1 pseudogene is annotated in these 1,108 nt (G+C 83.8%); it reads right to left on the reverse strand.

The window, feature by feature from the left end:
• Positions 1-1,108 (reverse strand): annotated as a pseudogene (locus RKE29_RS30040) (hypothetical protein); the annotation flags it as partial.

Below are 1,108 nucleotides of genomic sequence, written 5' to 3' on the forward strand. Positions count from 1 at the left end.
CGCCGTGGCCGGGCGCGGCGTGGCCGGGCGCGCCGTGGCCCGGCTCGTCGTACCCGGCGAACCCGGGCGCGGCGTGCCGGCCCTGGTCGTGCCCGCCGCCCATCCCGCGCTCCTCGAAGAAGCGGGGCAGCGGCTGGGTGGCGTCCGCGGCCGGCGGCGCGGGAGTCCCGGGGCGTATCGCCTGACCGGCGGGTATGCCCTGGTCCGGCTCTTCCGCGCGGAACAGCGCGTCGAACTCGGCGGGCGGCTGCCGCCCGTCCTCCGGCCGCCCGGGCCGGATCGGGAACGGCGCCCCCGAGGGCGGCGGCCCGGCCCCGGGCGCCACCGGGCCCAGGACCTGCGTCTCGTCGGCGGCACCGGACGGGCCGCGGTCCGCGCGGACCGGCCGCAGCAGTGCGGTGGCCTCCGGGCCGCGGTCCTGCGGGCGGTGGCCGGGCTCGGCGGCGTACGGCGGGGCCTCGGGCGCGTACGGCGGGTGCGACGTGTACGGCGGGGCCTCGGGCGGCAGCGGCGCCGCACCGGCCCCCTGAGGGCCGCCGACGGCCCCCTGGGCGGCACCCCGGCCCCGCCGGCCCGGGCCCGGCGCCGCGTCCCGCACGGGCGGCAGGAACTGCGTGGCGGCGTCATCCGGGCCGGAGAGCCCGCCCGCGCGTGCGGCGCCGTACGGGTCCGTCCCCTGCCCCGGCCAGGGACCCTGGCCGTACGGCGCGGCGGGCGGCAGCGGTTCGGCGGACAGCGGCGGCAGGACCTGGGTCTCCTCGGCGGCCCTCGGCAGGAGGTGCGCGGAGCCGTCGGCGGGCGGCGGCCCGGGCGCGTGACCCGGCGCCGGAGGCGGCTGCTGGACATGCGGCGGCGCCCCCTGCGACGGGTACGCCCCGCCGCCATAAGCCCCGCCGTACGTCCCGCCGCCGTACGTCCCGCTGTCCGCCCCGCCGCCGTAGGCAGCGTCGTAGGCCCCGGCGCCCCCGCCGCCGTACGCCGCGGAGGAGAGCCCGTACGGCCCCTCCCCGGACCCCGGCCCGGCCCCCGGCGCCCCGGACGGCCCGGCGGCCGGAGCGGCGGCGCCCGGCCCAGCCGGTCCGTACGGCCCGCCGTGCGCGCCCGGAGC

It is taken from the genome of Streptomyces sp. B1866, from assembly GCF_031932565.1.
Taxonomy (GTDB): Bacteria; Actinomycetota; Actinomycetes; order Streptomycetales; family Streptomycetaceae; genus Streptomyces.